This is a genomic window from Labrys sp. 22185, assembly GCF_052045555.1.
Lineage (GTDB): Bacteria > Pseudomonadota > Alphaproteobacteria > Rhizobiales > Labraceae > Labrys > Labrys neptuniae.
On the sequence record NZ_JBQEPH010000014.1, the window covers coordinates 12,879 to 36,372 of the forward strand.

General features: G+C 64.7%; 25 protein-coding genes. 14 read left to right on the plus strand and 11 right to left on the minus strand.

The window, feature by feature from the left end; genetic code table 11:
• Window positions 1-154: 154 nt before the first annotated feature.
• The 5 genes from ACTJKX_RS23605 (at window position 155) to ACTJKX_RS23625 (ending at window position 6,849) form a co-directional block, all read left to right on the plus strand.
• Complete coding sequence (locus tag ACTJKX_RS23605) at window positions 155-1,234, plus strand: hypothetical protein (RefSeq protein WP_367625347.1); 1,080 nt, start codon at window positions 155-157, stop codon at window positions 1,232-1,234.
• 148 nt (window positions 1,235-1,382) lie between these two features.
• On the plus strand, window positions 1,383-2,543 hold the full coding sequence (locus ACTJKX_RS23610; protein ID WP_440726699.1) for a hypothetical protein: 1,161 nt from the start codon (window positions 1,383-1,385) through the stop codon (window positions 2,541-2,543).
• Window positions 2,544-2,759: 216 nt separating this feature from the next.
• Window positions 2,760-4,712 (plus strand): ATP-binding protein, encoded by a 1,953-nt coding sequence (locus ACTJKX_RS23615; RefSeq protein ID WP_440726700.1) that lies wholly within the window; start codon window positions 2,760-2,762, stop codon window positions 4,710-4,712.
• On the plus strand, window positions 4,709-6,043 hold the full coding sequence (locus ACTJKX_RS23620) for a DUF6638 family protein (protein WP_440726701.1): 1,335 nt from the start codon (window positions 4,709-4,711) through the stop codon (window positions 6,041-6,043). Before ACTJKX_RS23615 ends, ACTJKX_RS23620 begins: the two co-directional genes overlap by 4 nt.
• Window positions 6,044-6,162: 119 nt before the next feature.
• Complete coding sequence (locus ACTJKX_RS23625; RefSeq protein ID WP_311932969.1) at window positions 6,163-6,849, plus strand: DUF1523 family protein; 687 nt, start codon at window positions 6,163-6,165, stop codon at window positions 6,847-6,849.
• Between the two features lie 41 nt (window positions 6,850-6,890).
• Here the strand turns inward: ACTJKX_RS23625 and ACTJKX_RS23630 are convergent, their stop codons facing one another.
• From ACTJKX_RS23630 to ACTJKX_RS23650, 5 genes are all read right to left on the minus strand, one after another.
• Window positions 6,891-7,478 carry a GNAT family N-acetyltransferase gene (locus tag ACTJKX_RS23630; protein ID WP_311932968.1) on the minus strand — a complete coding sequence of 196 codons (588 nt, stop codon included), beginning with the start codon at window positions 7,476-7,478 and terminating at the stop codon, window positions 6,891-6,893.
• 188 nt (window positions 7,479-7,666) lie between these two features.
• Window positions 7,667-8,443, minus strand: coding sequence for an anti-sigma factor family protein (locus tag ACTJKX_RS23635; RefSeq protein WP_440726702.1), 777 nt, complete (start codon window positions 8,441-8,443; stop codon window positions 7,667-7,669).
• Window positions 8,440-8,967, minus strand: a complete 528-nt coding sequence (locus ACTJKX_RS23640) for an RNA polymerase sigma factor (RefSeq protein ID WP_440726703.1) — start codon at window positions 8,965-8,967, stop codon at window positions 8,440-8,442. Before ACTJKX_RS23640 ends, ACTJKX_RS23635 begins: the two co-directional genes overlap by 4 nt.
• A gap of 66 nt (window positions 8,968-9,033) precedes the next feature.
• Window positions 9,034-10,488, minus strand: coding sequence for a YncE family protein (locus ACTJKX_RS23645; RefSeq protein ID WP_440726704.1), 1,455 nt, complete (start codon window positions 10,486-10,488; stop codon window positions 9,034-9,036).
• A gap of 11 nt (window positions 10,489-10,499) precedes the next feature.
• Entirely contained in the window at window positions 10,500-10,988 is a 489-nt protein-coding gene (locus ACTJKX_RS23650) for a DUF305 domain-containing protein (RefSeq protein ID WP_440726705.1), read from the minus strand.
• Between the two features lie 187 nt (window positions 10,989-11,175).
• On the opposite strand from ACTJKX_RS23650, the gene ACTJKX_RS23655 reads away from it, so the two are divergent.
• From ACTJKX_RS23655 to ACTJKX_RS23675, 5 genes are all read left to right on the plus strand, one after another.
• On the plus strand, window positions 11,176-11,808 hold the full coding sequence (locus tag ACTJKX_RS23655) for a DUF2239 family protein (protein WP_440726706.1): 633 nt from the start codon (window positions 11,176-11,178) through the stop codon (window positions 11,806-11,808).
• Window positions 11,809-12,478: 670 nt separating this feature from the next.
• Window positions 12,479-13,609: a type III PLP-dependent enzyme gene (locus ACTJKX_RS23660; protein ID WP_440726707.1), complete on the plus strand. Its 1,131-nt coding sequence runs from the start codon at window positions 12,479-12,481 to the stop codon at window positions 13,607-13,609.
• Window positions 13,610-13,777: 168 nt separating this feature from the next.
• Window positions 13,778-14,344, plus strand: a complete 567-nt coding sequence (locus ACTJKX_RS23665) for a GNAT family N-acetyltransferase (RefSeq protein WP_440726708.1) — start codon at window positions 13,778-13,780, stop codon at window positions 14,342-14,344.
• Window positions 14,345-14,478: 134 nt separating this feature from the next.
• A complete protein-coding gene (locus ACTJKX_RS23670; RefSeq protein ID WP_440726709.1) occupies window positions 14,479-15,915 on the plus strand; it encodes a homospermidine synthase in 1,437 nt (478 codons plus the stop codon).
• A gap of 105 nt (window positions 15,916-16,020) precedes the next feature.
• Window positions 16,021-16,362, plus strand: coding sequence for an endonuclease domain-containing protein (locus ACTJKX_RS23675; RefSeq protein WP_440726710.1), 342 nt, complete (start codon window positions 16,021-16,023; stop codon window positions 16,360-16,362).
• A gap of 72 nt (window positions 16,363-16,434) precedes the next feature.
• On the opposite strand, the gene ACTJKX_RS23680 is transcribed toward ACTJKX_RS23675, so the two are convergent.
• The 6 genes from ACTJKX_RS23680 to ACTJKX_RS23705 form a co-directional block, all read right to left on the minus strand.
• The gene (locus ACTJKX_RS23680) at window positions 16,435-17,064 is read right to left on the minus strand and encodes a DUF1287 domain-containing protein (RefSeq protein ID WP_367625338.1); all 630 of its coding nucleotides are present in this window, start codon (window positions 17,062-17,064) and stop codon (window positions 16,435-16,437) included.
• Window positions 17,061-17,309: a nitrile hydratase accessory protein gene (locus tag ACTJKX_RS23685; protein ID WP_376717605.1), complete on the minus strand. Its 249-nt coding sequence runs from the start codon at window positions 17,307-17,309 to the stop codon at window positions 17,061-17,063. Before ACTJKX_RS23685 ends, ACTJKX_RS23680 begins: the two co-directional genes overlap by 4 nt.
• Window positions 17,296-17,955, minus strand: a complete 660-nt coding sequence (gene nthB, locus ACTJKX_RS23690) for a nitrile hydratase subunit beta (protein WP_440726711.1) — start codon at window positions 17,953-17,955, stop codon at window positions 17,296-17,298. The genes ACTJKX_RS23685 and nthB overlap by 14 nt, the downstream gene beginning before the upstream one ends.
• A gap of 76 nt (window positions 17,956-18,031) precedes the next feature.
• Window positions 18,032-18,592 carry a cytochrome b gene (locus ACTJKX_RS23695; protein WP_394314759.1) on the minus strand — a complete coding sequence of 187 codons (561 nt, stop codon included), beginning with the start codon at window positions 18,590-18,592 and terminating at the stop codon, window positions 18,032-18,034.
• 14 nt (window positions 18,593-18,606) lie between these two features.
• Entirely contained in the window at window positions 18,607-19,212 is a 606-nt protein-coding gene (locus tag ACTJKX_RS23700) for a YceI family protein (protein ID WP_311932948.1), read from the minus strand.
• 119 nt (window positions 19,213-19,331) lie between these two features.
• The gene (locus ACTJKX_RS23705; protein ID WP_311932947.1) at window positions 19,332-20,243 is read right to left on the minus strand and encodes a LysR substrate-binding domain-containing protein; all 912 of its coding nucleotides are present in this window, start codon (window positions 20,241-20,243) and stop codon (window positions 19,332-19,334) included.
• 133 nt (window positions 20,244-20,376) lie between these two features.
• On the opposite strand from ACTJKX_RS23705, the gene ACTJKX_RS23710 reads away from it, so the two are divergent.
• The 4 genes from ACTJKX_RS23710 (at window position 20,377) to ACTJKX_RS23725 (ending at window position 23,365) form a co-directional block, all read left to right on the plus strand.
• A complete protein-coding gene (locus tag ACTJKX_RS23710) occupies window positions 20,377-21,216 on the plus strand; it encodes an ABC transporter substrate-binding protein (protein ID WP_440726712.1) in 840 nt (279 codons plus the stop codon).
• A gap of 9 nt (window positions 21,217-21,225) precedes the next feature.
• A complete protein-coding gene (locus tag ACTJKX_RS23715) occupies window positions 21,226-21,903 on the plus strand; it encodes an amino acid ABC transporter permease (protein WP_440726713.1) in 678 nt (225 codons plus the stop codon).
• Between the two features lie 70 nt (window positions 21,904-21,973).
• On the plus strand, window positions 21,974-22,711 hold the full coding sequence (locus tag ACTJKX_RS23720) for an MBL fold metallo-hydrolase (protein ID WP_440726714.1): 738 nt from the start codon (window positions 21,974-21,976) through the stop codon (window positions 22,709-22,711).
• Between the two features lie 111 nt (window positions 22,712-22,822).
• Window positions 22,823-23,365 carry an AAA family ATPase gene (locus ACTJKX_RS23725; protein WP_440726715.1) on the plus strand — a complete coding sequence of 181 codons (543 nt, stop codon included), beginning with the start codon at window positions 22,823-22,825 and terminating at the stop codon, window positions 23,363-23,365.
• The last annotated feature ends 129 nt before the right edge of the window (window positions 23,366-23,494 follow it).

The following is a 23,494-nucleotide window of genomic DNA, read 5'->3' on the forward strand; positions in this document are numbered from 1 at the left end:
TCAAAGCGTCTTCCGAATTGGCGCAATCGCCAAGAATTGCAAAGACGCTCCAAGCCAATCCGTTGGATTGGCTTGGCAACAACGAACCCGGAGCAGACTAGCGTTCGGCATGAACGCCGCACGCTCCGGGGTGGCCAACCCAGGGGAGAGCCGCATGGCCGAGTTCGACGCCGCGATCAAGTCCGCCGAAGCTGAAATCAAGGCGGCCCAGGCCAAGATTTCCGAGGTCAGCTCGAAGATCGAGCTCGCCCATTCAAAGATGGAGAAGGGCGAGGACATCTCCATCGATATCCAGAACGCGACGCTCGACGACGTTCACGCCCATTCCAACGCGATGAACGCCAACATCGCCGAGCTGATCATGGGCCTGGACGATGTCACCGCCGGCTTCTCCAAGGAATTCGACGCCATGCGCGAGAAGTCCGGCTGGGAGAGCTTCGTGGGCATCTTCTCCTCCGCCAAGTCGGACTCCATGCGCGAGGAGCGCCTGCGCGCCGCCTCCATCGACGACAAGCTGCAAGACCTGATCTCCAAGTCCGACATCATCGTCAATCTGCTGCAGAGCCAGCTCGGCGTGCTCAACGACCACAAGACCCGGGTCGAGAAGAACCTGTCCGGCACCCTGTCCGATCGCGAGAGCACCGTGGCGGACCTGGAGAAGATCCGCGCCCAGGTCCTGGCCATGGATCCGAAGATCATCGATCTCGAAAACAAGATCTCGATGGAGCAGGATGCCGCCGCCCGCACGCGGCTGGAGACCGAGCTTGCCCAGACCAATGCGGCCTACAACAATCTCGTGCAGGAAGAGCAGGTCAAGCTCGCGCAGTCGCAGACGCTGGAGCGCTATATCGAGCAGGGCAAGAGCTGGGTCGACAGCCTGCAGAACCAGGCCGCCACCCAGATGGTGCTGATCAACAAGCTGCAGACCGACACCAAGCAGCGCGTGGTGCTCTATGATGCGCTCACCAAGTCGCTCAAGACGGCCCAGCAGCAGGACGTCGCCCACCGCATCAACGAGATCGGCGTCAAGACCGACCAGGAAGCCCAGGCCGCCATGGCCGCCATCGGCTCGGCCACCAACCAGCGCATGGCCGAGATGATGGAAAAGCACGAGGACCACATGGTCTTCGCCCGCAAGATCCTGGAAGAAAAGGCCAAATCCGACGAGCGCTTCGCCCGCCGCTTCGCCAAGATCGTCGAGAAGCACGACAAGAACCTCTATGGCGGGGCATAGTGGGTCATCCCGTGCGCATTGCAGCATGAAATGATGCGATGCAGACACGGCACCGCTCATCGACGCCCCTCTCCACCCGCGATCCCGGATCTGCGAAGCGTCACTGCGTGCCGCATCGCGTCCGGGATGACCTTCTCCGAGGCCGCCCTTGACCCCTCCCGGTAACGATCACGTCACCCTGCCGGACCCTCGGGCGATGCGGCGCTATTTCGGCAAATTCTCCCGCATCATCCGCCATTTGCGCGAGATCGCTGGCCAGACCGGCCAGGGAAACCAGGCGAGTCTGGCCGATGACGCCAAATATGGCGGCGGCGAGTTCGCCAACAACCAGCTCGACCTGATCGAGAATTATCTCCAGCGCCTCGCCAAGACCTTCACCGCCCTCAGCCTCAAGCACCTGATGTCGGGCCGGGTCTCCTCCCTGCCGCTCACTTTGGCGATCGACCGCTCGGAGAGCGGCTTTCCGGTGTTCCAGGAGATCATGACGATGGCGAACGACCTGGCACAGGTCGACCGCCACCTCGCCAACCAGCCCGACCAGGCCCGGCTGAAGGAGGAGATGATCGCGGCCATCCTCTCCGAACGCGCAAGGCCGACCAACCTGCAATATGCGATGAGCCAGCGTATCTATTACGAGACGCTGAAATCGCGCGGCCTGTTCTTCGCCCAGAACCACCCGCAATTCGTGCTGCTGTCCGACCCCAAGGCGCAGCGCCGGCGCTACCTGCTGCATTGGGCCGTCTATGACAGTGCCCTCAGCCTGCCGGTGATCTATCTCCTGGTGGTCGAGGATACCGGCCATGTCATCCTCAACGAGGACCAGATGCGCTGGCCGCAGGTGCAGTCCCACCTGATGGCGCAGTCGCTCTCCAGCCTCAAGCTCCTCACCATCGCCCGCGGCTTCGACGTCGATTTCGACAATCTGCACCCCAAGCTCCTGAGGCGCATCCATGTCGGGCCGATGTATTCGCATGCCTTCACCGAGCAGACCGGCCCCTTGCGGGAAATCCTCGCCGAAGTCTCGCGCACCGAGGAGAGCGACTGGGCCCTGGCCTGGACGATCGAGACGCTGGTCTCGGCCCGCAGCGAAAAGGTGCCCGCGGGCCTGCTGTCCACGGTGGAGCGCGAGATCTTCGACCTCGACCAGTACCAGCCCGCTGCCGCCGAGGCCGGCGTTACCCGGCTCGAGCGCTCTCTCGTCCTGCCGGTGCTGCCCTATCAGGTTCTCGTCGACCGCGATCCCCCCGGCTTCCGGGACGTGCGCAAATATGTGGTGGGCGAGGACGGGTCGCTGCTGACGGGGCTGTGATGGGAGTGCGCAGAATAAAGCGCGACCGGCCTTCTCCGCGAAGCGGGGAAGGTGGCCCGACGAAGTCGGGTCGGATGGGGTGTGGGCCGCTAGCTGCGCCCTGTCCGGATCGAGTACCGTCAGCGGGCCGCACGCCATCCGACGTTGCTTCGCAACGCCACCTTCCCCACTACGTGGAGAAGGCATTCCGCGCCCCATCCTGACCACGAGGACCCCATGACCGCTTCCCTCAACCTGATGGAAATCCGCGAGGCGGCGATCCGCGCGCAGTATCCCCAGGCCCTGGCCCTGATGGAGGGCTTCGACCATGCCCCGCGCATCGCCAAGGCACGGCCCGCATCGACGGGCACCGCGCCGGCCGAACGCTCCCCCGGCATCCCGACCGCGACTGGCCGGCTGTTCCGCGCCACCACGCCGGGCCTGACCGCGCGTTCCAGCGCGGCGCAGGACGGCGTCCACCTGATCGCACGCATCAGCCAGGCCGACCCCGGCGAAGCCTTGATGAGCCCGGCCCAGGCCAGTGTGCTGCAGGCTTTGCGCCGGGCGCTGGCCACCGCCATGGCCGTCGGTGAGCTCTATGAGGATCGCACTGCCCTCGGACAGCTCAAGCGCGACAATCGCGAAGGCCGCCTCGATCCTTCCAGGCGGACCGAATTCGCCGAGCTGCTGGCCGCCGCTTCGCTGATCGGCCTGCACGTCACCGCCAACATGCTTTCCTTCCTGCTCGCCGCCCAGGCGAGCGAGGGCCAGGCGGAAGTCGGCGAGCTGGAAGAGATTCTCACCGACAATCCCGCCCTCGCCCTGCAGGGCGCCCTGTGGGAGCTCGATGCCATCCTCAGCCGCTTGGATGGCAGCCTCAAGCTGGTGCCGACGCTGACGGCCTGGTGCGAGCGGCTGATGGAAGCGGTCGCGATGCGCGCCGGCACCGCCCCGCGCCTGGAGGCCTTCACCAGCGCCGCCTACCGTGTCGAGGCCGACGACTTCCAGGTCAATGGTTTCACGCCCGCCACCCACAAGCGCTCCACCGCGCTGACCATGGCCTTCAAGAAGCCGACGGAGGTGGTGGGCAACCACATCGCCAAATACCAGTCGATGAAGCTGGCCAAGATGCTGATGGCCTATGATTTCGACAAGCGGCTCAACCCCTTCGCCGAACTCGGCGGCTTCATCTTCACCTTCATGGGCGACGGCAAGCCCGGCACCGGCAAGACCACGCTGATCCAGATGATGGCGGGCCTGCTCAACGATTATTGCGCCACTGCCGGCTATCCCTTCCGCTATGCCAACCTCTCCACCGAGAGCATCGATTCCTACCAGGGCAAGTCGGCCCAGAACGCCAAGGCCTTCATCCGCGAGATCATCGACCCGGCCGTGATCGGCTTCGGCACCATCGACGACATCGACCAGCTCGCCGGCAAGCGCGGCGACCGGCAATCCTCCTCGGGCCAGCTCGAGATCACGGCCGTGCTGATGGAGAGCTTTGCCGGCGCCAACACCGTGGTGCGCGGCAACTGCACCTTCGGCATGTTCTCCAACTTCCCGGAGAATGTCGACGACGCCCTGCGTCAACGCGCCGGCGCCCGCTTCCTGGTCGACGGCCCGCAGAGCAAGGAGGACTATATCGACCTCCTCTCCCTGCTGCTCGGCAAGCGCCACCAGATTCCGCTCGGAGAGCACGATCTCTTCGCCGCCCAGGAGATCAAGAAGGCGGTCGCCGCTTCCTATGACGCGCATTCGCGCCCGCAGGAGGAAGCCCTGAAAAAGGTGTTCGACAGCGTGCAGGGCAAGATCGGGGCGCTCGACACCGTCGCCAGGCTCGGCGCCTATCTCAAGGCGATCCAGGAGGCCGATGAGCGTTTCACCGGCCGTGCCATCAAGAACATCACCGATGCCATCAAGGTCAGGGCAATGGATTTCGAGCTGCCGGACGAATGGATGGAAAAGCCCGAGCTGTTCCTGACCAAGGACTATGCCACCAAGCTTGCGATGATCTCCGAGCTAGCCAGGCCCATCACGGTCGAGATGGTGATCCAGGAGATCAACCGCTACGCCGACAGTGAATTCCGCTATGCCGACAAGTCGGACGAGGCCGCCATCGACAATGCGGTGCGTGACATGGGCCGCATGGAGGAAGCCAAGAAACGCTATCTGGAGCAGCGCGGGGCATGATGGAGCGCCTGATCGAAGCAGGGCTGATGTTCGGGAACCTCATCGAGGTCTCCTCCCCTACCATGGTGGCGCGCTACAACGCGGCGCTGGAGAAACTCATCGGCAAGCGCACCGCGCTCACCGAGTTCCATATCGACCTCTCCGGCTTCTCGCCGGAGGTTGGCGATGAGCTCGACGACATCCGCTACCTCAATCCCGAGGGCTGCAACCGGATGTTCATCCTGCTCAGCCTCGACCAGCTCAAGGCACCGCTCCTCAACGCGCAGTTCTCGACCATGCGCTCGGTGCTGCGCAATTTCATGCAGGACAATGCCAGGGAGCTGATGGCCCTCAGCGTGCGCGAAGCCGTGATGGGCGAACTCGTGCATTCGATGTGGCGCATCAAGAGTCCGGCGGACCTCTTGGAGCTGCGCTCCGTCACCGTCGAGGCCAATACGCCGACCGACCGGCTCGGCGAGGCGGAGCAGTTGTCGCGCCTGATCGAGGATTTCCGCGCCAAGGACGATTTGTGGCAGGACGACGCCTATATCGACACCATGATAAAGCTTGCCGGCCGGGTGGGCGACATCACCCGCAATCCGGTGCGTTTCCGCAAGACCGACTATAGCCAGGGCAATTTCTACACCAATTATTTCGACGGCCTCTATCTCTTCCGGGACATGTCCTACCCCGCCATGCTCTATCGCGGCGTGGCGCCGGGCTTTCCCAAGATCGGTGCCGTGGAGACCAAGAATCTCGACAGCGCCGTGGATGTCTGGCACTTCCTGCAGCTCAACGGCCTGATCACCTCGGTCTTCGAGGCGGCCGACCTGAATGCCAAGGCGCTGCTGCGCCAGCGGCTCGACTTCATGCTGGCCAATGTCCTTGCCGGCAAGGCCGATGCGCCGGCGGAACTGGCCCGCCTCAACCGGCAGGATCTGCGCCGCTTCGCCATGCGCCACGCCGATGACCTTCCGCCGGAATTCGAGGTGGTTGAGGCGGCCCTGCGCGCCGCCGAGCAGGGTCTCGAGCCCCGCCTGCCCGGACCGACGGAACCGGGCTGCTTCTATCTCTACCGGGCCGCCCAATTGCCGGATCGCGACCTCGTCAACCAGCTCCTGAGCGAGTTCACGCCCCTCGACATCCGCCAGCTCTTCCTGTGCAACAAGCCGGCCTTCTACAAGGCCTATCAGGGCTGGACCGCGCGCAAGCAGGACTATGTGGTTGAATTCCTGTCCCGGGACGAAGCACTCAGGAACGACGATGCCTGGGAGGATCTGTTCGGCGACGGCACGCCGGAGGAAGAGCCGGCACCACAGGCCGGCCCCTGGGGAGCAATCCCGAAAGGGTGATTCCGGGTGCGCGGGCATCTTGCCCGCCTCTTGGAAACACCCCACCTGTCGGATAGGAAGAAGCGGGCATCACGACATGCTGGCATGTCGTTGGGACGCCCGCGCACCCGGGAGAGTTCATGCTGCGCCTGTTCAAATGGTTCCTGATCGTCCTGGCGCTGGTGGTCGGCTATTGCTGGCTCGACCAGGTGCTGCCGCGCTATGACGTGGTGCGCATCGTCGGCACCGACACCAAGCGCCTCGACAGTTCCGGCTTCTTCGACAGCGAGGCGCCCAATGTGCAGGCGACCAACACGCGCGACGTGCGCTTCATCAACACCGTCTATCCCGGCGGCGCACTGCGCGTATATCGCAACGAGGATACCGACTGGGGCTTTCCCTGGTACTACAAGTTCGACTCCGGCAACCTGATGGCGGCCGCCCAGTCCTTCCAGTCCAGCTCGGAAACTCCGAAATGGGTGGTGATCAAGAGCTATGGCTGGCGCGTCACCTATCTGACCATGTTCCCCAACGCGCTCTCGATCCGGGCCGCGACGGGGCCCGATGAATATGTCATCCCCTGGATGCGGATCTTCGTGTTCGGCGGCCTGGCGATCGGACTGATCTGGCTCTATTTCCGGCTGCGACGTTTCAAGCGCGAGCGGATCGATCCGATGCTGACCCGCATCGAGAACCATGTCAGCGCGGCGGCCGATGCCGTCGATGATCATGCCGTCGCGGTTTCGAGCAGGGCCACCGGCTTCATGGCCCGGATCCGGCGCTGGCTGGACAGCTGGAAGCCGAAGAACCAGCGGCGCTACAAATAGGATCAAGCCGGGAAGATATCTGACCTGGAGACTTGAAGGGCTCAGGCCGCCGCTCTGGCGATGCCCTCGCCTACGATCGTCAGGGTCAGCGGCCCCGGCAGCATCTCGCCGATCGCCTCGAAGGCAGGATGTTCCAGCGTCACCGCCGGATCGAGCTCGATCACGCCCATGGTCTCGCCCTGGGCGAAGCTGAGCTTGGCGTTGAAGCGGCGGGCCAGCGCCTTCATGCTGGCATTGTCGGCATGGGTGGAGACCTCGAGGCGGGTGTAGCCAAGGCCGAGCGCGTGCAGCAGCAGGCGCGCGAACAGCCGCCCGCCAATGCCCTGATGCTGGCGGTGACGTTCGACACTGAAGGCGATCTGGGCCGTCGGCTCCGCCAATTCGGGTAGTTCGTGCAATTCAGCCGCGCCGAGAACCTGGCCGTCCTCGACATAGCCGATGACGGTTGCACCACCGCGAAAGCTGCGCTCGGCATAGTCGGCGACGAAACTGGCGCTGATGCCGCCGTTGAAACGATCATGCCGGCTTTCCCGGTCCAGCCGCAGCAGGTGATCGCGAAACTTCGGCAGATCGGACGGTCTCAACTGCCGGATAATGCCCCTGGGGGCCATGGTGGTGATCTGGTTCATCTCGCAGTCCTCGTGGCTTACCCCCGAGTCGTCACCTCCCTATGTCCGAAATATTGTGCACCGCAGCATAAATTGCAAGCGATCTCCGTCGCACTGCACACAAGGCTGCCATGCGGGAAGTGATGCCTGCTGCTTGGCCTTTCGGCCATGCTGACCTGCCGCGCCCCGGGCGGGGTTGGGCGCAACGCCTATATGTCTCCCGAAACCTGCCTGCGGATGTCGTCGGCCAGGGGATGCAGTTCCTCGGCCGGCATCGTTCCGACGAGGCTGTAGCCCATGCCGCGGCTTGCCCAGCTCCAGCCGTCGACCTTGCCTTCGGAATGGGCGGCCATCGCCTTGTCCTGGTCAACGGCCATCGGCCTGGTCAGCATCACGAGGCGGCCGCCACGGTCGTCGTCATACATCAGCATGAGCGCCGGGCCGTGGGGCGTGGACACCACCCGCCCGCCCATCAGCCGGTAACCTGCCTTCGACAGGTCGGGCAAGGCAGGCTTGCGCCCCATCCGTTCGGCCGCCCAATCGGCCAGTTCCGTGGCCTTGTCGGCGCGGATTTCCACCGGCCTGACGTTGTCGGAAGCATAGGCGCTGAAATTCGCCGATGCCTCGCGGGCCAGGGCGCCCACGCCCTCCTGGGGTATGGACGTCATCTCGCGCAACAGCCATCCCCCGGATCCGCCGACGGCAAGAAGCAGAACGGCCGCCGCCGCGGCCCACAATCTGGAAATGCGTGGCCGCCGCTGCCGATCGATCATATGGGCCAGGTTGAGCCTGGTCGGAATGGGTTCTTCCGCGATCGCGGCGAAGGCGGATCGCAAGCCGGAGCGATCATCGGCATAGGATCCGAAGCGGGCCGCAATCTCGGGATGTGCCTCGAGATAGGAGGCGATCTCCGCGCGGCGGGCCTCGTCCAGAGCGCCATCGATATAGGCGTGGAGATCATCCTCGGAAATCGGCTTGTCGATCATTTCACGCTCCGCAGATGGCCACCGCGCCTGGTGGCAGATCGATCAGAGTTTTCAAGAAGTTGCCGCAGGCGCTCGCGGGCACGCGAGAGCCTCGACATCACGGTTCCGATCGGGATCGCCAATATCTCGGAAACCTGGGCATAGGAAAGATCCTCCACGCTGACCAGGAGGAGCAGGCTGCGCTGGTCGTCCGGAAGCTGCGCCAGTGCCGAGACGAGTTCGGCCTGAACCAAGGCGTCTTCCTGGGCCGGCCGGCGGGCAAGGACGCCCTCCTCGACAGCCTCGAACGGCAGATGGTCGCCGCGCCGCGCCTTCTGCCGCATACGGTTGACGGCGAGATTGTGCAGGATGGCAAAAGCCCAGGTGCGCGGATCCCTGCCGCGCCGCTGCTGCCAATGGGCGACCACCCGTTCCAGGCAATCCTGAACCAGGTCATCGGCAGCGACGGTGTCCCGCAGCAAGGCGCGGGCATACCGTCGCAGAGCGGGGATCATCGGCTCGACGAGCCGTTGCAGATCACTCATGGCCTTGACACTGCTTCCGCTCGATGGCGCGCCCACCGGCATGGCCGAGGCGAGCGCACCCGCTACTCATTGAACCTGAACCTGGACCACGTCACCGGCTTTTCCCTCGGTGGAGGTTGCAACCACGAGAAAACGCCTTTCGTCCTCATGCCTGGATTCGACGATCTGGCGTATCGGTCCGACGGCGTTGACGATGGCGGAACCAGCCGGATTCGTGGTGAAGGTCGAGAGCGGCTGCAGCGCCCCGCCCCCATCCGCCCGACTCGACAGCGCAAGGACATAGGGCTTCTTCGGTTCGAGGCCACTGACCGCCGCCTGGAGAATCTGGGTCAGGCCCTGATCGAACAAGGATACGCTGGTCGCAGCGGTCTTGCTACCGGCACCTCTGGGCGCGAGCTTGAGATGGGCGGCCTCGCCGGCGGCGCCGAGCGGCATCAGGTTCTGCAGGCCATCGCCCTCGGGCACGGCATTGGGGACATAGGCGACGGCCTGGGGCGCCTGCCCGATCGGAATGGTGGCGATCACCTGGTTGGTCAAGGTGTCGATGACGGCAAACTGGTCGGCATTCTCGAGCCCGACATAGACCCGGCTGCCATCGCCCGAGGGCCAGATGCCGTGCGGCAGATTGCCGACCGGAATGGTCGCGACCTCCTTGAAATCATCGGTGCGGAACACCTTCACCTCGTTCGACCCGCCGACGGTGACATAGGCGAAGCTGCCTTTCTTGTTGACCACGAGGTTGACGTGATTGGTGATCGGGCCGGTATCCAGCGTCTTGACGAGATCGAAGGGAGGTTCGGCCTTGAAGACCTGCGTCTTGCCGATGTCCTTGAGGGTGAACCACACCTGCTTGCCATCGGCCGAAGCGGCGATGTTCGGGCAGAAGGGGCTGGCCTGCTTGACGCTTCCGACGATCTTGTGGTCGGCGAGGGAAATGACCACGGTCTGCGGATTGAACGAGGAGCAGACATAGCCGTATTTGCCGTCCGGCGAGAAGATCTGCATGCCGGGGCCACCCGGAACCTTGATCCGGAGCTTTTCCTCGAAGCTGTCGGCATCGATGACGGAGACATAGTCCTCGCCCCGCACCGTCACCCAGACTTCGCGCCCATCAGGCGTGAAGAAGGCTTCATGCGGGGAACGCCCGACATAGGTGGTGTGCTTGACCGCATTGGTCGCCGTGTCGATGAAGGTCACGGAATTGGAGCCGATCGAAACCACGGCCAGTGTCTTGTGGTCGGGCGAGAACCCCATGCCATGGACCAGCACCTGGCCCTTGTAGAGCGGGCTGAGATTGCCCGGCTGGGGATCACCGAGCCGGATGACGCCCAGCAGCCTGTTGTCGACGGGATCGCTCACCGAGACGGTGTTCGAGAACTGCTCGGCCGCATAAAGGCGATCCTTGTGACTGATCGGGATATCCGCCGCCGATGCAGGGCCGGGTATCTGTCCCGCGGAAGCGACGGCCAGTGCCAGCATGGTGCCTGCAAGAAGGCCGAGAGCGAAGAGAATGCGATGCATGCATGAGTCCTTCATTTGTCCGTTCCCGTCATCGACATGGGGGGAGGCGGGGAACTGGCGTCGGCGGGTGGATTGAGGGAGAGGTCAACGGCGGGGCTGGTCTGCGTGGGCGCCGCAGCCGGAGCCGGCGGCGGGTCCCCGAGCGCCAGCCGCATGGCGGCGATTTCCTGCTGCTGCTCGACGATGATTTCCTGGGCGATGCGCCTGAGCTGCTCGTTGCGGCCATAACGCAGATAGGTCTGCGCCATGTCGATCGCCCCCTGGTGATGGGGGATCATCATCTCGGTGAAGTCGCGATCGACATTGCCGGTCGGCTTGACCGCCATCGCGCTCATCATCTTCGACATGGCCGCATCGTTTTCCTGGAGGAACGGCGTCTCGGCGGAGGCCGGCATGGCCTCGTGTCCGTGATGCGCCGTGTCGTCGGCGACAGCCGGCACGGAGCCGGCTGCCAGGATCCAGGCCAGCCCGACGAGGGCGGCCCTGCGCTGAACGATCATTTTTGCTGTCCCGTGATGTTTCGAACCCCTTCGGATGGGTGGACAACCGGAGGCGGCGTTTATTCCACCGCTTGCAGACATTTTCTCTGCAGTCTCATTTCCAGTAGCTGAGATCCATATTCACCCGGATAATATTGACATGAATTCCACCCGGGCCTATCTTGCGCGTCCAACAGGATCAGGGATCATGACCCATCTTGCCCTCATCGCCTTTGCCGGGCGCAGATGTCTGGCCGAGGGCGATGCCATTACCGTTGCACTGGCCATCCGCCAGGCCCAGGATGCCGGCGAGGCTTCGCCCGTGCAGGTGTTCGAGGATACCACCGGCCGACCTGTCGATCTCGACCTGCGCGGCAGCCCGGAGGACATCCGCAATCGCTATGCCCTGATCGAGCCGCTGCCGCGCGGGCCGGGGCGTCCGAAGCTCGGCGTCGTCGCCCGTGAGATCACCCTGCTGCCGCGTCATTGGGATTGGCTGGCCTCGCAGCCGGGTGGGGCCTCCGTGGCCCTGCGCCGCCTGGTGGACGAAGCGCGCCATGCCTCCGAGGCGACAGACCGGCTGCGCGAGGCGCGCGAGGCCGCCTATCGCTTCATGAGCGCCATGGCCGGCAACGAGCCGCATTACGAGGAAGCGATTCGCGCCCTGTTCGCCGGCGATGACGAAAAATTCGCTGCCATGATCGCCGACTGGCCTGACGACGTCAGCAGGCATGCACACAAGCTGGCCGAAGCCGCCTTCACGACCAACACCGCCACAGCGCAGGGCAGCGGCAACGGGCATGTCCGTTACCCGTCCGCAAATGGCGGTCTTCGCGCCTGAAACCGGCCCATGGCCCCGCTTCAGCGCCCCTGGCTGGCGCGTGAGCGGGTGCCCCGGCATAACTCCTTTGCCGGCCACGTGAATTTTCAGTTTTTGCAGCGCAGAAAAATTTCGGCCCGGGCGAAAATTTTTCTTGCATATGACGTCCATTCTTCCTATTTCCCGGCTTGCCCAATTTCGCACGTGCCTGTGGCCGCGTGTCGGTCGGTGGACATCCAGACAAGAGGCTGGACGGTCGCCAGGGATGGACTAGGGATCGCGGCAGTGGTCCCTTGAGGTGATCAGGCATGACGTGCCGAAATCATCGAATCCCGAACAACGATCGGCAGCCGGAGGCGACCGGTGAACCCCGTACTCCGCGGGGGACGCAGCTTGAAGCAACGACGAAGCGGGCTTTTTTGGTCTCGGCTGGTTTCCATATCCAGCGACTGAAGAGGCTTGTTTCTCTTTGCCAGGCGTGCGGACCGGGTATCCCGATCCAATCCAAGGCAGTTTCGAACCATGCAGCGGCTTGATCCGTTGCGTGGCGATTTGCATCCCGTCGCGGCGAGGCATCCGGCCTTTCCGGCGGTGGGCGGCGCGTCAGCATCGAACGTCCGCGGCTCCACCCCGCGGCGGCGGTGACGTCGCACCGATCCGTGACACCCTTTGGATTTTGGGGAGACCCGCCATGACCGACCGCATCCTCGACTACCTCCGACGTACCCCCGCCGACGGCCCCCGGCTCGTCGTCGATCTCGACGTGGTGGAGCGGAATTATTCGGCATTCGCGCATGCCCTCCCCGACACCCGCGTCTTCTACGCCGTCAAGGCCAACCCGGCCCCCGAGATCCTCAACCTGCTGGCCGGCCTCGGCTCCAGCTTCGACTGCGCTTCCGTGGTCGAGATCGAGCAGGTGCTCGCCACCGGCGCCGGTGCCGATCGCGTCTCCTTCGGCAACACCATCAAGAAGGAGCGTGACATCGCCCGCGCCTTCGAGCTCGGCGTGCGCTTGTTCGCCGTCGACTGCGTGGCCGAGGTCGAGAAGATCGCCCGCGTCGCTCCCGGTTCGCGCGTGTTCTGCCGCATCCTGTGCGACGGCGCCGGCGCCGAATGGCCGCTGTCGAAGAAGTTCGGCTGCGCGCCGTCCATGGCGCCCGACGTGCTCGAGCAGGCCCAGGTCCTCGGCCTCGCCGCCTATGGCGTGTCGTTCCATGTCGGCTCGCAGCAGGGCAATGTGCAGGCCTGGGACAGCGCCCTGGCCACCGCTGCCGGCATCTTCCGCGAGATGGCCGAGCGTGGCATCACGCTGTCGATGGTGAACATGGGTGGCGGCTTCCCGGCCAAGTATCTGCGCGCCATGCCGGGCGTGCCGGCCTATGGCGAGGCGATCTTCAACGCGCTGCGCACCCATTTCGGCAACCAGTTGCCCGAGACCATCATCGAGCCGGGCCGCGGCATGGTCGGCGATGCCGGCATGATCGAGGCCGAGGTGGTGCTGGTGTCCAAGAAGGCCGAAACGGACGAGATCCGCTGGGTCTATCTCGACATCGGCAAGTTCCATGGCCTCGCCGAGACCATGGACGAGGCCATCCGCTACCCGATCCGCACTGAGCGGGACGGCGATGCCAAGGCGCCCTGCGTCCTGGCCGGACCGACCTGCGACAGCGTCGACGTGCTCTACGAGAAGACCCCCTATGATCTTCCCGTGAGCCTGTCGATCGGCGACAAGGTGCTGATCGAGGCCTGCGGGGCCTACACCACCACCTATTCCACCATCGGCTTCAACGGCTTCCCGCCGCTGGCCTCCGTGGTGATTTGATCGGAGCGCGGACATCCTGTCCGCTCTTCTCTCAAGCCTCCCGTTTCCAAGAGCGGACATCGCGACATGCAGGCATGTCGCTGTGATGTCCGCGCTCCATTCATCGTCCCGTACGGCCGTTTCATCGGTGCGAGGGCTGTCGCTCTCCTTTTGCCAGGAGCCACGGCCATGATCCGTATTGTCCAAGAATCCTCGTCCCATCTCGAAGCGCGCGAGACCCTGCTCGACGCCTGCTTCGGTCCGTCCCGTTTCGCCAAGACCAGCGAGCGCCTGCGCGAAGGCCGCCTGCCGGCCAAGGGCCTGGCCTTCTCGGCCGTCGATGATGGCAGCCTGATCGGCACGCTGCGCCTGTGGAACGTCTCCGCCGGCCCCGGCCGGGCGGCCCTGCTGCTGGGCCCGCTTGCGGTCGATACCCGCTATCGCAGCGAAGGCCTCGGCGCGCGCCTGATGTGGCACGGCATCGGTTATGCCCAGGAATATGGCCACAAAGCCATCCTCTTGGTGGGCGATGCGCCCTATTATAGCCGCTTCGGCTTTTCGACTGACCTCACCGAGCGCCTCTGGCTGCCCGGCCCGGTGGAGCGCAACCGCTTGCTCGGCCTGGAGCTGGTGCCCGACGGGCTGGTGGGGGCGGCCGGCCTTGTGAACGCCACCGGCGAGCTCGAAACCGCACCCGACTTCGCGGCGCTCGTCGCCCAGGCAGCCAACGACACCGGCCTGCGTTTCGCGGCCTAAGCCGATGAAAAGAGCCGGCTGGAAGCCGGCGGTCCCAGGGATCGTGTCATCCCTGCTTCACATTCACGCGACAAAACTTGCACCCGCGGGTCCCAGCGCCTAAACGCTGGGGCTTGCACATTTTGGAGGATTGAATGGCTCAATGGCCTGTCTACGGTAAGATTTCCGGCCCCGTCGTGATCATTGGTTTCGGTTCGATCGGTCGCGGCGTGCTGCCGCTGATCGAGCGTCATTTCGAATATGACAAGGAGCGCATGGTCATCATCGACCCGCATCCGCTCGATGCCGACCGCAAGATCATCGAGGAGCACGGCATTCGTTTCGTGCAGGAGGCCGTTACCAAGGACAACTACAAGAGCCTGCTGCAGCCTTTGCTCACCGCCGGCGGCGGCCAGGGCTTCTGCGTCAATCTCTCGGTCGACACCGGTTCGGTCGACCTGATGGAATTCGCCCGCACCCTCGGCGCGCTCTATATCGATACGGTGGTCGAGCCCTGGCTCGGCTTCTATTTCGACAAGAACGCCGGCCCGGAAGCGCGCACCAACTACGCCCTGCGCGAGAGCATGCTGGCTGCCAAGCGCCGCACGCCCGGCGGCCCCACGGCCGTTTCCTGCTGCGGCGCCAACCCCGGCATGGTCTCCTGGTTCGTCAAGCAGGCCCTGCTTGACGTCGCCGAGGCGACCGGCCATGGTTCGGCCGATCCCAAGACCCGCGAGGAATGGGCGGCGCTCGCCCACAAGGTCGGTGTTAAGGGCATCCACATCGCCGAGCGCGACACCCAGCGCGCCAAGCATCCCAAGCCCCGCGGCGTGTTCGTCAACACCTGGTCGGTGGAAGGCTTCATCTCCGAAGGCCTGCAGCCGGCCGAGCTGGGCTGGGGCACGCACGAGACCTGGATGCCCGAGACCGGCCGCACCCACAAGGAAGGCTGTGGCGCGGCGATCTACCTGCTGCAGCCCGGCGCCAACACCCGCGTGATGAGCTGGTGCCCGACGCCGGGCCCGCAATATGGCTTCCTCGTTACCCATAACGAGGCGATCTCGATCGCCGACTATCTGACGGTGCGCGAGAATGGCGAGGCGGTCTACCGCCCGACATGCCACTACGCCTATCACCCGGCCAACGATGCCGTACTCTCGCTGCACGAGATGTTCGGCGCCGCCGGCAAGGCGCAGGACAAGTTCGTCATCCTCGACGAAAAGGAAATCGAGGACGGTGCCGACGAACTCGGCGTGCTGCTCTACGGCCACGGCAAGAATGCCTACTGGTACGGCTCCCAGCTCACGGTCGAGGAGACCCGCAAGCTCGCGCCCTACCAGAACGCCACCGGCATGCAGGTCACCTCGGCCGTGCTGGCCGGCATGGTCTGGGCGCTGGAGAATCCGGAAGCCGGCATCGTCGAAGCCGACGAAATGGACTTCCGCCGCTGCCTGGAAGTGCAGAAGCCCTATCTCGGCCCGGTCAAGGGCTACTATACCGACTGGACCCCGCTCGACGGCCGCCCGGGCTTCTTCCCCGAGGACATCGACACTTCCGATCCCTGGCAGTTCCGCAACATCCTGGTGCGGTGACGAAAAACCTTCTCCCCTTGAGGGAGAAGGTGCCCGAAGGGCGGATGAGGGGTGGACGAAACCCCTCCCAGCACTAAACTGCTCAGGCCTCTGGATGCCGAAACCATGAAGCCTGAGCAACGCGACTTCGCCCGCAAAATGCGCGGCGATCAAACCGACGCCGAGACCGTGCTTTGGCGTCTGTTACGCGGCCGTCGGCTCGCTCATCTGAAGTTCCGCCGCCAGGTGCCGATCGGCCGCTATGTCGTCGACTTCGCCTGCTTTCGGTATCGCCTCATTGTCGAGGCTGATGGCTCCCAGCACGCCAAAAGCACACACGACCAGGTCCGCGATGCTTGGTTCGCAGCGCAGGGTTACACCATCGTCCGGTTCTGGAACGCCGAAATCCTGCAATCTCCCGCAGTGATTCAGGATACCATTCTCGCTCGAGCCGGAATGCCTTGTTAGGATGGGGCACGTCCACCCCTCATCCGCCCCTTCGGGGCACCTTCTCCCGCAAGGGGAGAAGGAAAGTGTGCACTACGCCGGCGCGAAGCGAAAATGGCCGGTCTGCGGGAAGGCGAACAGCGTGTCCTCTTCCCGCGCCCCCTGCCCGATATTGTGGATCGCCAGCCGGCGCCCCGGCGTCGGCGCCGCGACCTGCGAAGAGACGATCAGGATATGCGGCAGATTGCCCGGCAGCATCTGGGTGACCAGGTCGCCAGGCAAATAGTCCGCCGGATCGGCGGTCACCGGCAGCACTGTGCCCTTGCGCTTGAAGAAGGCGATCAGGTTGGGCACGCGGCGGTGGTCGATATTGGGATCCGGCGCCCGCATGCCCCAGTTTCTCGGGTAGGCGGCGAAACCGGCCTTCATGTCCTCGTGCACGAGGCGCTGGAGATCGAGGGCGAAGGCCTTGCGATAGGCGCGCACCACCACGTCGGTGCACACGCCCCGCTCGGGCGCCACGTCGCCGCCGGGATAGGCGATGCGCCTATAGGCAGGATCATAGAGGGTGGTGACGCCGATCTGGCTGCGCGCCGCATCCACCAGGGCCTTGCGCCAGTCTTCCCCAGCACCGGATGGCTGCGCCTTCGCCGCACCGCCGGCACCCGCAGCCAGGGCTAGGAAACCAAGCTGCAGGATCCCTCGGCGCGTTATTCCATTCATGTCAGGCCCTTGCTTCCCACCAGTTTTTCAAGCGCCGACAGCCAGTGCTCGTAATAATGCGAGCCGTCGTCGGCGGGCGCAGCGGCAATCTCGCGGCCCAGCGCCTCAGCCCATTCCGGCCAGGTGAACACGCCTTTTTCATGGAGGGAAACGGCGAGGGCGAAGGCGCGGGCCTCCCAGGGTTCGCGGAACACGGGCTCACCGCGATCGCGCGGAATGGAAGGAATGGCGTCAAGCGGGGTCAAGGTAGCTCTCCCACAGATCCAGCATCACTGTCAGCGTCGGGTCGGCCTGCGGGCCCCAGAGTTCGGTGCCGGCGAAGCGCACCGTGTAGAGCCATTGGGGGTTCTCGCCTTCGCCATGGGCGTTGCTGTCGGGCAGCACGAACACGCCGTGGGCTTCGACAATGGTACCGAGATGCCCGCGCGCATAGCGCGGCAGCCTGGTATGAGTGAGCTTGTGCTCGTTGCGCGCCCGTACCGCCTCGCCGGCGGAAAACCGCGCGGGCTGGCTCGCCGGGCGGTCGCAGCGCGTGCCGGCAGCGAGCGCAGCCGGCACCTCGGCGGCCTTGATCACGCGCTTGAGCGGCTTGGCCGGTTCGATCGCCCGGCCCTCGGCAAGCTCGGCCTCGCTGACCAGCGCTTTCGCCAGCATCAGCTTGATCAGGGCCTTGATCCAGATCTCGTAATAGGAGGAGGACATATAATCCGCCGGCGGCAGGCTCTCGCGCGCATAGCGCCCGGCATCGAGCGGCCAGGAGCCGGTCGCGCCCATCGCCAGCGTCACCGCCATCGCCCGCTTCTCCCAGGCGGCATGGAAGAAAGGCTCGTCCTTTTCCGGCGCGATCGGCCCGAAGCCCATCATGCCGCCAAGGTCCTGCGCACCGTTCATTGATAACTCCGGGCAAGGCAAGAACAGGGGCTTGTCTTACGCGGAGTCGGCCCTGTTTTGCAAAAGTAATGAAGCCTCAGCCCCGCCCCGGCAGCATGCTCTGCAGCACGCCGTCGCGATCCCACAGCCAGTGCTTGAGGGCCGCCGCCACATGCAGGAGGACAAGGGCGATCAGCACGAAAGCGAAGCGATGGTGCAGCGCCTTCATCTGCTCGGAAAGCTCGAAATCGGGAGCAACGAGATTGGGAACATGCCCTCCCCCCGGCAGCTGGATCGGCAGCGGCAGCGGCGAGGCTGAGATCATCACATAGCCGGTGACGAGCATGGCGAAGATCAGCCCGTAGAGGGCGACATGCACCACCTTGCTCAGCACGCGCTCATGACGCGGCATGCTCTCCGGCAAGACCGGCGCCCGGGCCAGGAGGCGCCAGGCGGCGCGCAGCGCCATCAACAGGAAGACCAGGGCGCCAAGGCTCTTATGCAGCTGATAGAGATCGAAGCGCTGGCCCTGGTCCTCCACCCATTCCACCATGGCAAGGCCGAGCCCCAGCATGAACAGGATGAGGGCAGCGCAGGACCAGTGCAGCAATTGCCCGGTGGCGCTCCAGCGATGGCGGAGGGAAGGCCTCGCCTTCATCACCACGCCTCCCGTCACTGAGCCTGCGCCTCGGTGGTGACGATCAGGTCGACATCGTTGCTGATCGCCGGAAAGCCCGCACTCATGTTGAAGGCGAGCCGCTTGATCACGCCCGTCGCCCGGAAGCCGATCTGCGAGCTTGCCTTGTCGGCCGGCTTGTCCAGGGCGACATCAATGGTGAGCGGGCGGGTGATCCCGCGGATGGTGAGGTCGCCTGTGACCCGGGCATGGCTGCCATCGACCTTCTCGACCCTGGTGGAGGTGAAGGTGATGGTCGGATACTGCGCCACGTTGAAGAAGGCATCGGTGCGCAGGTAATCGTTGAAGGAGGGCGAGCCGACATCGACCGATTTTGCCGCAACCTTGAAGCTGACGCGGCTGGCGGCCGGATTGTCGAAATTGATCGAGATCCTGCCGTCGAAATCGTGGAAACGCCCCTTGGTACGCGGCCAGCCGATGCCGTCGACGACGAAGCCGACGGACGTCCTGGCCGGATTGATGCGCCAGTTGCGCGCCTGGGCGGAATCGGCCTGGCTGGCGCCGAGCAAGCAGGCGATCAGGGGTATGGCTCCCAGGGAGAGCCTCTTCAGTCTTGCTGTGGTCATACTTGCGGTGGTCATGGCTCAGTTCCGTCTCGATCCGTCGCGAAGAAGGGTTCGTCTGGAAAACACACCGTGCTGGATTTTATTCGTATCCTGGACGATGGGCCGATCACAACGGGGTGAACGAGTACTTGCTGCTAGCCCAGGCCGATCCGCGGCACCGGCGTGCGCGAGGCCTGATCGATCAACCAGTCGACCAAAGCGCCGATCTCGGGCCTGGCGAGGGTCTCCTCGCTGCAGATGCAATGATAATTCTTGGCCGCCGGCACGCGCTGCGTCAGCGGCTGGACCAGCCGGCCTTCGTCGAGATCGCGGGCCGAGATCACGTCGTCGACCAGGGCGACGCCATGGCCGTCCCGGGCCGCCTGGAGAATGAGAGCGAAGTCGCCGAAATAGATGTCGGCCGCGCCCGGATATTTTACCCGGGCCTGCGCCAACCAGCGGCGCCACTCCGATCCATCGTCCTCGTGCAGCAGCCGGTGATGCAGCACGTCGGCGGGGTGGCGGATGGCATGAGGCCCACGCAGCAATTGCGGGCTGCAGACCGGCATCAGATAGACGCCGTGCAGCATGCGCCACCAGAAGCCCGGCCAGGGCGGGTTGCCATAGACGATGGCGACATCGCTCCTGCGCCAGTCGATGGCATGGAATTCGACGCCGGTGGCAACATTCAGCCTGAGGTGGCGGTGGTCGGCCATGAAGGCGAACAGACGGGGCGCGAGCCAGGTCGTCCCCAGCACGGGTGGAATGCAGAGATTCACCACGACCTCGGCCCGGCGGTCGATCCGCTGCGCCGAAAGATTGCGCACACCCTCGCCGATCTCGGCCATGGCGACCCCGACGGATTGCTGCAGCGTCAGGCCGGCCTCCGTCAACACGAGCCGGCGCCCCACCTTCGCGAAGAGATCCATGCCGAGATGGAGTTGCAGCGAGCGTAACTGCTGGCTCACGGCACCCGGCGTGACATGCAACTCGGCGGCAGCGGCCCCGACATGACCGAGCCGGGCCACGACCTCGAAGACCTTGAAAGCATGAAGTGGCGGAAGCATGCGCCCCTAATTGTTTAGTTTCAATCACGCTAAAACTAGCAGAACATTTAGCTTGTTTCCATGCATCGCGTGCCGGACAGTCGGGTGATCCAGAGCAGAACAGCCGAAACCACGGCACGAAGGGAACGCATCCATGCGCTCGACGAAGACCCATTTTGCATGCACCGCTTTCTGCGGGTTTGCTGCCCTCCTCAGCGTTTCCACGGAGGCGGCCTGGGCGGCGGATGTGCCCTCCTTCGCTAGGAACGGCACCTTCAAGGTCTGTACCTCCGGCGAGTTCCCGCCAATGGAATTCTACGAAAAGCCCGGCGACAAGGCCCTTGTCGGTTTCGAGATCGACGTCGCTGAGGCGCTGGCCCAGCAATGGGGCGCCAAGACCGACTATGTCGTCGGCGACTTCAAGGGCCTCCTGCCCTCGCTCGATTCCCAGCGTTGCGATGCCGTCATGAGCGGCATCACGCTCAGGCCCGAGCGGCTGCAGAAATATGACGGCATCGGTTATTTCACGACCTCCACCGTGATGGTGACGGCCGCCGGCGACAGCGGGACCAAGGTGCCCGAGGATTTCAGCGGCAAGACCGTCGCCGTCGAGGCGGGCACCACCTTCGAACCGACGCTTGCCGCCCTCAATGCCACCTTCGCCAAGGCTGGCCGGCCCGAGGCCGTGCTGCAGCCCTATCCTTCAGCCTCGGCCGTCATCCAGCAGATCCTCGTTGGCCGGGCCGCCGGCACCATCACGCTGGACACCACGGCAGCCTATCGCATGGCCCAGACGCCCGGCCGGTTGCAGGTGCCCTACACCTATCCGGATAAGGAATATTACGCGATCTACCTGCGCAAGGATGCCGGCGACCGCAAGGCCGTCCGCGCCGGCCTCGAAGCCTTGAAGGCCGAAGGCCGCATGCAGGACATGCTGAAGAAGTGGAACCTGTCGCCCGAGGCCGTCGAGGTCGATGGCGCTGCGGCTCGATGAAGCGGCGCAATGTTCGACTTCCAGCTTTTCCTCGACGCCGTCTTCGGCTGGCCCCTGGCCGAAGGCGCCCTTTTGACCGTCGCCCTGTCGCTTGCCGTGATGGCCGTTTCGATGGTGACGGCCATGGGCACGGCCTCCCTGGCCACCTCGCCGCGACGCCTGCTGCGCTGGAGCGTCATCGGCTATGTCTGGCTGCTGCGCGGTACGCCGGCTTTGCTGGTGCTGCTGTTCATCTGGAACGGGCTGCCCCAGCTCTCTCCGCTATTTCGGGCGGGCTGGTTCTCGCCCTTCCTGGCCGCCTTCATCGCACTCACCCTGATCCAGGTCGCCTATCTCACCGAGATCCTGCGCAGCGCCTTCGCGGCGGTGGGTCCGGGGCAGCGCGAAGCCGGGGCGGCGCTCGGCCTGCATCGCGGCCAGATCTTCGTCCTGATCACGCTGCCCCAGGCCATGCGCATCGCCCTGCCCGCCCTGATGAGCGAGTTCATCACGCTCCTGAAGACGACCTCGCTCGCCACGGTGATCTCGCTCAAGGAACTGATGACCGTCACCCAATATGCGATCGCCACCAGCTTCCGCTTCATGGAGTGGCATGGCGCGGCGCTGGTCTACTATCTCGTCATGGTCTCGATCCTGACCGCCATCCAGATGCGAACCGAGGCACTCTTCGCAAGAGGCCGTCGCTGATGGCCCTGCCTTCCGCTACCATCGCACTGCCCCGTGCGAAGACATCGCGCCCGCATCCTGGAGGAACGGCATGACCGTGGCCCTTTCCGACACCTGGTTTGCCAGGGAACGCCTCGCGCCCGACCTGACCCGACTGTGGGAGCCTTTCGTCCATTCCTTCTTCCAGGCCAACATCTTCCATCTCAGGGGCCGCGACGCCGACCTGGTGCTCGACTTCGGCATGGGCCTGGCCTCATTGCGAGACGCCCTCGATGTTACCCCGGGCAAGCCCGTCCTGGCGGTGGCGAGCCACGGCCATGTCGATCATGTCGGCTCCTTTCATGAATTCGAGCGGCGTTTCGGTCACGCCGCCGAACAGGCTGCCTTCGCCGAGATGCGCGACGGCGAGACGCTTGCTGCGTTGTTCCGGGACATCGACGAAGCCGTCACGCAGCTGCCGGCGCCGGCTTGGCGGGCCGCCGATTTCAGCCTCACTCCCGCTCCCCTGACGACGCTCCTGACCGAAGGCGACAGCCTCGATCTCGGCAATGCCCGGCTGCACGTGCTGCATCTGCCCGGCCATTCCCCCGGATCGATCGGCCTGCTGGACGAGCACGACGGCCTGTTCTTCAGCGGCGATGCGATCTATCGCGGCGGCCTCGTCGACGACGTGCCGGGCGCCGACAGGACAGTCTATCGCCAGACGATGGAGCGCCTCGCCCAACTCGACGTCGCCGTGGCCCATGGCGGCCACGGCGCCAGCATGGACCGTGCCACCATGCAGGCGATCGCCCGGGGCTATTTGCGGGACGGCGATGGAGAGAGGTGATCGAGAAAGATGCGATTAAGCCGCGGCAAGCTGCCTTGATCGATCCGGCATTGACAAGCCAGCCCGCCTGGCGCATTGGGCTCGCCCTCAATTTTCATGATCGGTGCCACCATGCTGCCCACGACCGTGAAAGATTTGGCCTGCCTCGGCGAGCGCATCGTCGTCCTCGGCCCTTCCAATGCCGGCAAGTCGACGCTCGCCGTCGCCCTCTCCAGAAAACTCGCGGTTCCCGCCGTGCATCTCGACCAGCTCCACCATCGGCCCCATACCGACTGGCAACCCCGGCCGGAAGCCGAGTTCAAGGCCCTGCACGATACTGCCATCATGGGAGAGCGCTGGGTGATGGAGGGCAATTATTCGCGCCTGATGCCGCAGCGCTTCGCCCGGGCCACGGGCGCGATCCTGATCACCTCCCATCACTGGCTGCGCTTCTATCGCTATCTCAAGCGCACGCTGGTGAATCGCTCCAGCCGGGCCGGCCACCTGGAAGGCGCCCAGGACAGCCTCAAATGGGAGATGATCCACTGGATCCTGGTCAAGACTCGTGACAGCAGCGGCAAGTATGCAGCAATCATCGGCAAATCCGGCCTGCCCGCCGTCGAATGCCATACAGCGAAGGCGCTCAACGAGCTCTATCGAGCCTGGAATCTGTAGGGGCCGCCCTTCCTGGGACCGCCGGCTCTTGCAACCACTGTACTCGTCAAGAAAGAAGAGCCGGCTGGAAGCCAGCGGTCCCAGAAAACCGGTGCTGCACCTATCGCTTGTTCGGTCTTGATACCGTTG